A 7,765-nucleotide genomic window follows, 5' to 3' on the forward strand; every position below is an offset into this window, starting at 1 on the left:
CGATGGAAAATTAAGCAAGAAAAAAGCTGGATCTGGGGCGCAGGCTTTAGCCTGCTTTGTTTTTATAAAATACTGTGCGAACTGTTTGAATGAACAAACACACTGGCGGACTGAAGTCCGCGCCCCTCAACAGGATAAACGCAATGTGTGGGGAGCATGCTGTTTGCACTCTCTCTGGGGCGCAGGCTTTAGCCTGCATTTTTAAAAAAAAGACTCAGCAAACTGTTTGTAATGAACAAACACTGGCGGACTGAAGTCCGCGCCCCTCAACAAGGTAAAGGCAACATTCGGTTTTTTACTTTCTCTGGGGCGCAGGCTTTAGCCTGCTTTATTTTTATAAAATACTGTGCGAACTGTTTGAATGAACAAACACACTGGCGGACTGAAGTCCGCGCCCCTAAATAAGGTTCATTCAACGTTTGGGGATCATACTGTTTGCACTCTCTCTGGGGCGCAGGCTTTAGCCTGCTTTGTTTTTACAAAATACTGTGCGAACTGTGTGAATGAACAAACACACTGGCGGACTGAAGTCCGCGCCCCTAAATAAGGTTCATTCAACGTTTGGGGATCATACTGTTTGCACTCTCTCTGGGGCGCAGGCTTTAGCCTGCTTTGTTTTTATAAAATACTGTGCGAACTGTTTGAATGAACAAAACACACTCTGCACATATAAATAAAGTGGCTAAAAGCCAATGCGACATATGGCGATGGGCAAATTAAGGTGCTAGTATCTTGGCATCTAACACAGGAGATTAACGCAAATGGCTAAACATAAAAAAACGCTAACGGTGCCAGAACCTAGCACCTTACAAAAACAAACAGATCTTGCTCGCGGTACGATAAAGCACTCTGCGCTTGGTGCACTCGTCACCAGCAAAGTTTTTTGTATGCGAGTTGTGAAAGCAAAAAAGGGAAAAGGATCATTCAATCGTAATGCAAAGCATTCTAAAAAAGAGTGTTATCAAATAGCGGCTTAATCGCTTAGACATTATTTGATAACACTCTTTTCTACCTCTCGACACCTTCAAAATCGCTAATGATTAATATACGAGTGCTTACTACTTTACATGCGATTCGTCTCATCAAATTACGCGGATTAGATATGAAGTGATTAAAGGCTAGTAAACTAAAATGCTCTTCTTGGTTTTTTAATTCGCAAAATTAGCGTAATTTGGTGACGGTGTTTTTTTGGGGGTATCGTAAAGATAAGAACCCACCGTATTGGCTCATATTGGCTGTAATATCGCTGGGACGCAGGCTTTACCCGCATTGTTTTTAAAGCAAACAACAAACTCAGCTGACGAGAGTCCTCGCCCTTAAACAAGGTAAAGTCATTAGGGTACGTGGAGTCTTAAGTTATTTTATATGTAACTTATGCATTCCTGCTTTCACTATTGCTTTAGCTTTTACTTTTGCTTTGTGGGCTTTAATACAAACGACATTAACTGAGCAGTGGCATAGTGATGATTTTAGTTGTTTGCCCGCTTTTTTTTGCTCAAACATATTAAATTTGCGATTGTTGATATTATCAACAAACTCTGCACATGCTGCATGCAAGTTATGACGATAATCGTTATTCAGATTTGCCGTATACAAGCATGCCCCCACATACAAGTTTTTCTGCTGGCAGTGGTCACAAAAAAAGCTGCCTCTAAATTGTCCAGAATGGGCACAGCGGATTAGTTCAAAATTGTATTTCATAAAACTCTATCTGTTATTTAATGTGGCTTCGCGCAATAGTGAGGCGCGATTAAAATTTCATTTATGAAACAGATTACCTGATTATCAGGTTCAATTTCAACCAATAATAGCGGTCGCATCTGCCATTTTGCCCGCTAATTTGCTCTAACCTAAAAAGCACACTAGAAACAAAAGAATAATTACGATAAACGATTAAAAATCAAACTAATTATCCAAACTCTGTTCTTAAGTTAATACAGTTGTCCGCATTGATTAAAATTGACGACATTTATTTTAAAGTAACCCTCTGGACGAAAGTATCGGCCCAAAATATAAACGATAATAACGCCCTCAATAGTGCCCGCCGAAAATAGAGTTTATGATTGCCTGGCGTTTGCATTGCGTGAAGTTATTTTATTGAGCTTGACGGCCTACTCACTTGTTCAATATATTCCAGCACTCGCTTAATGCTATGCTGTAACTCACCATTGTTATCTAAGTGCCAACAGTCCTTTGGTAGATTGGCTTGCAATAATCGGGCCCTTGCCAAACGTTGCTGAATATCCCTCTCGCACTCTCGTCCCCGCAGCCGTAATCGTGTTGCAAGGGTATTATCATCTACATCAATAACGATACTATTAAGCTTTTCAGGAAAGCGGTGTGTTGCCATAGGCAAATATTCTCTAGAGCCGTTAACCAGCACATTATAACCGAGATCTAGCCATCTAATAATTTCTAGGCCGATACCATAATCATAGCCATTTGCATGCCATTCTAAAGCAAAAAGGCGACGTTGCTTACGTAACCTAAACTCGGCGACAGACAAGGCAATGTGCTTTTCTCCGCCACAGTCGGCGGGACGAGTAATGTACCGCGACGCCACCAATAAAGGCTGTTGAGTGTTGATAGCGACACGTAAGCCTTCAATAATTGAATCTTTGCCTGAACCCGATGGTCCAATAAGATAAAAGAGCCGCCCAGTGGACGGTAATGTGCTGAGTTGCATTAGAGTACCTGTCATCCTTCACGCCACACTTTTTGAACGCGAACCTGCCTTTGGTCAACATGCGTTAAGAGTAAATCGGCACATTTGTCCGATCAAGGACACCGTGTCCGCTTAATTTTAAAGTCTTAGCCGGTGCTTGAGTCAGCAAGGCAAGCCTGCGCGAAACCATATGGTGGTAATAATCTCCTAAGCAAATCATGGTTAGGGGATAAGCAGTAAGTGCTTTGCAATTAACGCCCATTTAAATCTATTTAACAAGATAAGTATTATAGCATTTCGACTAATTAACAAATCCATTTTCAGATGTGGACGTTGCTCATCGATATTCACGTAAGCCTTGTAACAAGGTCTGTCTGGCATGAGCCACCCTGACTTGACGTAATGCACTCGGGGCCCAAATAAGATAGTAATGCACTTCACAGGTACCAACCGGAGAGGGTATTTCAACCAGTTCATTATTTTTGATCTGCTTAGCGCATAAAAACTCAGGTACAACAGACCAGCCAAACCCTTGTATAAGGAGTTTTCGTTGCGCCCTTAAATCCTGACTGACTACCGCTGGCACCAGCTGTTTTCCCTTCAATTTATTTTTTACTATCCAATTATCAATCAGCGAGAGTTCCAAATTGTAAGCCAACATAGGCTCTTCTGTAATGGCGGCAGCAAAGTCAGGCGCATCCATAATGCGTTTGGCAACAGCGGGTGACGCGACGGGTAAGACTCGATTAGTCATGATTTTTTCGCTTTTCAAGCGACTATCGAGAACCGGATGAGCGGAAATACCAAGATCACAATGCCCTTCAACCAACATATTTGTGATGAATACACCATCACCAGTATGCATTCGCACTTTTATTCCTGCTTTTAGAAGAGGCAAAAGCTGCCCCGTTAACACCTCGGCAATAAAGTCCGCATGGCCAACAAATTGTAACACCCCAGCCACATCCATCGACCTGGCTCGTGCGGAAGCCAAAGCGGCTTCGGCTGAATCTAATTTGTCACCAATATCTAACGCTAGTTCATCGCCTGCGGAGGTGGGCACGACGCCTGTTGCTAATCGTTCAAATAAAGGCCGTCCTACTGCTACCTCTAACCCTGCAATATGTTGCGATACGGCGGGCTGAGTAAGGTTAAGCATGCGTGAAGCACTGCTAATAGAACCTTGACGATACACTTCCATAAAAGTGCGTAGGCGAACAAGCGACATAATAGTTACCTCATAAATATATTTATACCCCTACGAAAATAGCATTGTTAGTAGAAATACACTACTTCTATTAACATCAACGCATCACCCCAATGTGCTTGATGCACAACGGGGCAAGGTGCAAACCTTATCTCTCTTTTTCGCGTTCAAGGATTTGTTATTATATGAAATCATCAAACTCGTATTTAGCACTACAGCAAGTACTGCAAGCAATGAAACGGGCACATTTAGCCAGCGCGCCCGCCGATCTTAAACTGCGTCAAGATCGCTTACTGCGCAGTATCAATTTAATCCGCACAAACTATCAAAGACTCACCGAGGCAATGAATGCTGATTTTGGACATCGTAGTTCATATCAATCACAGGTCGCCGATCTGGCAACTACCATGAAAATGCTACAACATGCACTTGAAAACGTACCATCTTGGATGAAAACGACATTAATTGATGCACCCGAGCCGGGTATGCAAACGCGTATCCAACACCAACCCCTTGGTGTGGTCGGTATTATTAGCCCCTGGAATTTCCCCATTAATCTTGCCTTTGGCCCGCTTGCTGGGGTATTTGCCGCAGGTAACACGGCGATGCTAAAACCATCGGAGCTGACACCTCGTACGTCCGAATTATTAGCCGAACTAGTGGGCGCGAGCTTTGGGCCCGATGAGCTGGAAGTTGTTTTGGGGGACGCAGAAGTCGGCCAAGCCTTTAGTGCATTACCTTTTGATCATTTGATTTTCACCGGTAGTAGCGCTGTTGGTAAACATGTTATGCGCGCTGCAGCAGAAAACTTGGTTCCCGTTACTCTTGAGCTAGGGGGGAAATCACCCGTGATGATTGATACAGATGCAGATATAACTGACGCTGTAGAAAAAACCTTAACAGTAAAAACCTTCAATGTAGGGCAAATTTGTCTTTCCCCTGACTATGTATTGCTTCCAGAAGATAAATTAGCCGATTTTATTGAAGCCTCGAAACGGTTTGTTAGTCAAGCCTTTCCATCTATTGCAGATAACCCAGATTACACCAGCATCATCAATAATAAACATTACCAACGTTTACTTGGCTTATTACAAGATGCCAAAAATAAGGGAGCGCAAATTATTAGTTTAACGCCAGCAGGAGAAGCACCTTACAATATGCTTACCCGCACTATCGCACCGCATTTGGTGATTGATGTAAATGATCAGATGGCGATTATGCAAGAGGAGATCTTTGGCCCGCTATTACCGATTAAAACCTATACAGACCGTTTAGACGCGATTGCCTACATTAATGCCAACGCACGACCTTTAGCGGCCTATTATTTTGGCAATAATCCAGAAAATCAGCAACATTTTTCCGATTATACAACTTCCGGTGCCCTCGTGATTAATGATGTGATGACGCATGTCAGCATAGACAGCCTGCCTTTTGGCGGTGTGGGTTATTCTGGCATCGGCGCCTATCACGGAGAGCATGGTTTCAAGCAATTTTCTCATGCTAAACCCGTTGTTATTCAAAGTGAAAATAACGACGGGACAGCCCGCTTAAGAGCCCCTTATGCTGATAAACAAATCGCCCTTGAAGCCCTGCTTAAAGGCTAAATATAGGTAATAATAATGAAACGTGATGTCTACGCGTACATAACCACCGTCACATTGATGATCGCATTCGGGTTTAGTGCCTTTCTAATTTACAGCGATAATGCTTTACCATTCACAACGCAAGCGACAGTCAAAACCACGTCAGTGGATGTGATCCCTGAAGTCAAAGGCTATATTGAAGCAATATATGTACATGAAGGAGAAAAAGTCACAGCAGGTACGCCACTCTTTCAGATTGATCCTCAAACCTATGAGATTGAGAAAAAAAAATCACAAGCCATGGTACTACAAGCAAAAAGTCGTTGGGCTAAAAGCAAGCACTATTTAGGACGTATCAATCTATTGCGCCAACGTTCATCGGTTAGTAAAGAAGCATTAGATGAAGCACACGCTGACGAAACCGTGGCGCGAGCTGATTACTTATCGGCACAAGCTGGCCTGCAGATGGCTCAACTCAACCTAGACCGAACATTAGTCAAGGCAAAAGAAAACAGTATTGTGACTAATCTAAGTTTCACTAAGGGAATGTATGCATCACCCTCCACTGCCATCATTCATTTGGTAAAAAGTGATTTGCAATGGATTGAAGTCGATTTTACTGAAAAAGGGCTGAGCGCTTTGGCGCTCGATAAGGAAGTGAATATTGTTTATGATGCCATCCCAAATAAAGTCTTTAGAGGGAAAATTGTATCTATTGACCAAGCAATTAGTAGCGGTCTTAGCAATAAAAATCAGCTCGGCGAAATCACTTCAGAAACGCGTTGGATACGTCCTCAGCAAAAAATTCGAGTGCGCGTTATAGCAGACATAAAATCAGTTGCAATCGTAGCGGGAAGTCGCGCGAGTGTCATGCTAAGAGATGACTTAAATATCTCAGATAGTTGGATGACATTGCTAAGCTGGTTAAGGTTTATCTATTAATGTATGAGTTAATCCGTAAGACACTGATTATTGTATTGTGTTTGATGCTCAGTAAAATGCTACACCTCACGGTCAGCGTATATATCGTCTTATTTTCTATCGTAATTGCCACTACCTGCTATTCGAGCCATATAGTGGAGATAATCAAACGTATATTACCGTCGTTATTTGCAGCTTTAGGCGCGGTAATGGTCAACCAGATTTTTGCGATCCACCCTTTTATCATTTGGACATGCACACTCTTGTATTTCGACCATGTGCGACGCCAAGTAGACTCAAATTTAAAAGCAAGAATGGTCACCTTACCTCTATTTATGATCATTTTTATCGATACCTATGCCAATAGCACAGGCTATATACTATCGATACCCGATATCACAAGAGATCTTATTTTAAGCACGCTTATTACCGGTTTAGTGGCCAGTTTTATCAATCACATTATGCCCATAAAACAAGCGCCGACATTGCCTCATAGAGTCCCCATGCCAGTGACGGGGTCTGATCGTTTTAAAATGCTCATTCTAGTGGGGGGTGGACTGGCATTTATTATGATTAACGAAGTCACGACGGCTGTATTTTGTTTGGTTCCTCTGATCACATCCGCCCTGCAGCCAACTCATCATCTGATGAAGGTACATTCACGCAATAAGATGCTCTCACAAGTGGGTGGATGCTCTATGGCAATCGTTGTTTCCTTATTTTTTTCTGGCACCGAAATTAATTTATTTACCTATTTCTTTATTTCTGCTGTATTGGTGTTCACTATTCTGTTGTGGTGTAACCATCCAGATCAAGAAGAAGGGCTAATTCACAGTGACGCGTTAATGGGGTTCTTAATTCCATACCAGTTGTATATTGGTAAATATGGCAATAATTTTGGCATTAACTCAATCATTTTACGTGCTTTTGAACTAGTTGTTGTATTGCTCATTATTTATGCCACCGCGTATTGGTTAGAGTATTTAACCAATAATAACAAAAGAAATAAAAGTTGCTCAGTTTAAGGTTGAGCAAGCGTAATATGTAGCCAATGTGACTTGCCAACACATCAACTCTATAACTCTTTCTTATCTTAAAACGTTGCCTATAAATTTTTATCAAGAAAGTGGTCGTTGAATAATACAGATTAGCTATAATGATGCTTTATGATTACAGCAAGTGTTTGTAAAAAAACTGTAGATGCTCAGAAAAAACACACAGATTACTTGCTCAACTTGATGAATTGGCATTATTTATCTTAGATGCTTATGTAGATGACTCAGGTTATTTTTTGTAAAAAGATTAAAACCACTACCACGCACACTTCATGCGACTGCGAAACTGCGTTTCGGTTCGCATTCATTAACAGAGGCGCTGCGCGCTACACAG

At 41.9% G+C, this 7,765-nt stretch carries 8 protein-coding genes; 5 read left to right on the forward strand and 3 right to left on the reverse strand.

Annotation, left to right across the window (positions count from 1 at the left end; all coding sequences use genetic code 11):
* Together KSO91_RS14960 and KSO91_RS14965 are read left to right on the forward strand one after the other, a co-directional pair.
* Window positions 1–205: hypothetical protein (locus KSO91_RS14960; RefSeq protein WP_238743837.1), on the forward strand; the 205-nt coding region annotated here is incomplete at its 5' end.
* Between the two features lie 556 nt (window positions 206–761).
* Window positions 762–977 carry an alternative ribosome-rescue factor A gene (locus KSO91_RS14965; RefSeq protein WP_238743838.1) on the forward strand — a complete coding sequence of 72 codons (216 nt, stop codon included), beginning with the start codon at window positions 762–764 and terminating at the stop codon, window positions 975–977.
* 379 nt (window positions 978–1,356) lie between these two features.
* Here KSO91_RS14965 and KSO91_RS14970 read toward each other — a convergent pair whose 3' ends face one another.
* The 3 genes from KSO91_RS14970 to KSO91_RS14980 all read right to left on the reverse strand — a co-directional run bounded on the left by KSO91_RS14970 (window position 1,357) and on the right by KSO91_RS14980 (window position 3,893).
* Window positions 1,357–1,701 (reverse strand): hypothetical protein, encoded by a 345-nt coding sequence (locus KSO91_RS14970; RefSeq protein ID WP_238743839.1) that lies wholly within the window; start codon window positions 1,699–1,701, stop codon window positions 1,357–1,359.
* A gap of 388 nt (window positions 1,702–2,089) precedes the next feature.
* On the reverse strand, window positions 2,090–2,701 hold the full coding sequence (gene phnN / locus KSO91_RS14975) for a ribose 1,5-bisphosphokinase (protein WP_238743840.1): 612 nt from the start codon (window positions 2,699–2,701) through the stop codon (window positions 2,090–2,092).
* Between the two features lie 301 nt (window positions 2,702–3,002).
* A complete protein-coding gene (locus tag KSO91_RS14980) occupies window positions 3,003–3,893 on the reverse strand; it encodes a LysR family transcriptional regulator (protein WP_238743841.1) in 891 nt (296 codons plus the stop codon).
* Between the two features lie 164 nt (window positions 3,894–4,057).
* On the opposite strand from KSO91_RS14980, the gene KSO91_RS14985 reads away from it, so the two are divergent.
* Genes KSO91_RS14985 through KSO91_RS14995 form a run of 3 tightly spaced genes read left to right on the forward strand, consistent with a single transcriptional unit; the run spans window position 4,058 to window position 7,401 of the window.
* Entirely contained in the window at window positions 4,058–5,476 is a 1,419-nt protein-coding gene (locus tag KSO91_RS14985; RefSeq protein WP_238743842.1) for a coniferyl aldehyde dehydrogenase, read from the forward strand.
* 15 nt (window positions 5,477–5,491) lie between these two features.
* Window positions 5,492–6,397: an HlyD family secretion protein gene (locus tag KSO91_RS14990; RefSeq protein ID WP_238743843.1), complete on the forward strand. Its 906-nt coding sequence runs from the start codon at window positions 5,492–5,494 to the stop codon at window positions 6,395–6,397.
* A complete protein-coding gene (locus KSO91_RS14995; RefSeq protein WP_238743844.1) occupies window positions 6,397–7,401 on the forward strand; it encodes a hypothetical protein in 1,005 nt (334 codons plus the stop codon). The genes KSO91_RS14990 and KSO91_RS14995 overlap by 1 nt, the downstream gene beginning before the upstream one ends.
* The last annotated feature ends 364 nt before the right edge of the window (window positions 7,402–7,765 follow it).

This window comes from Psychromonas antarctica (assembly GCF_022267535.1).
GTDB lineage: Bacteria > Pseudomonadota > Gammaproteobacteria > Enterobacterales > Psychromonadaceae > Psychromonas > Psychromonas antarctica.

Excerpts from the sequence above, each read along its gene's own strand:
- KSO91_RS14965 (WP_238743838.1), top strand. The coding sequence starts at position 762 with ATGGCTAAACATAAAAAAACGCTAACGGTGCCAGAACCTAGCACCTTA.
- KSO91_RS14970 (WP_238743839.1), bottom strand. The coding sequence starts at position 1,701 with ATGAAATACAATTTTGAACTAATCCGCTGTGCCCATTCTGGACAATTT.
- phnN (WP_238743840.1), bottom strand. The coding sequence starts at position 2,701 with ATGACAGGTACTCTAATGCAACTCAGCACATTACCGTCCACTGGGCGG.
- KSO91_RS14980 (WP_238743841.1), bottom strand. The coding sequence starts at position 3,893 with ATGTCGCTTGTTCGCCTACGCACTTTTATGGAAGTGTATCGTCAAGGT.
- KSO91_RS14985 (WP_238743842.1), top strand. The coding sequence starts at position 4,058 with ATGAAATCATCAAACTCGTATTTAGCACTACAGCAAGTACTGCAAGCA.
- KSO91_RS14990 (WP_238743843.1), top strand. The coding sequence starts at position 5,492 with ATGAAACGTGATGTCTACGCGTACATAACCACCGTCACATTGATGATC.
- KSO91_RS14995 (WP_238743844.1), top strand. The coding sequence starts at position 6,397 with ATGTATGAGTTAATCCGTAAGACACTGATTATTGTATTGTGTTTGATG.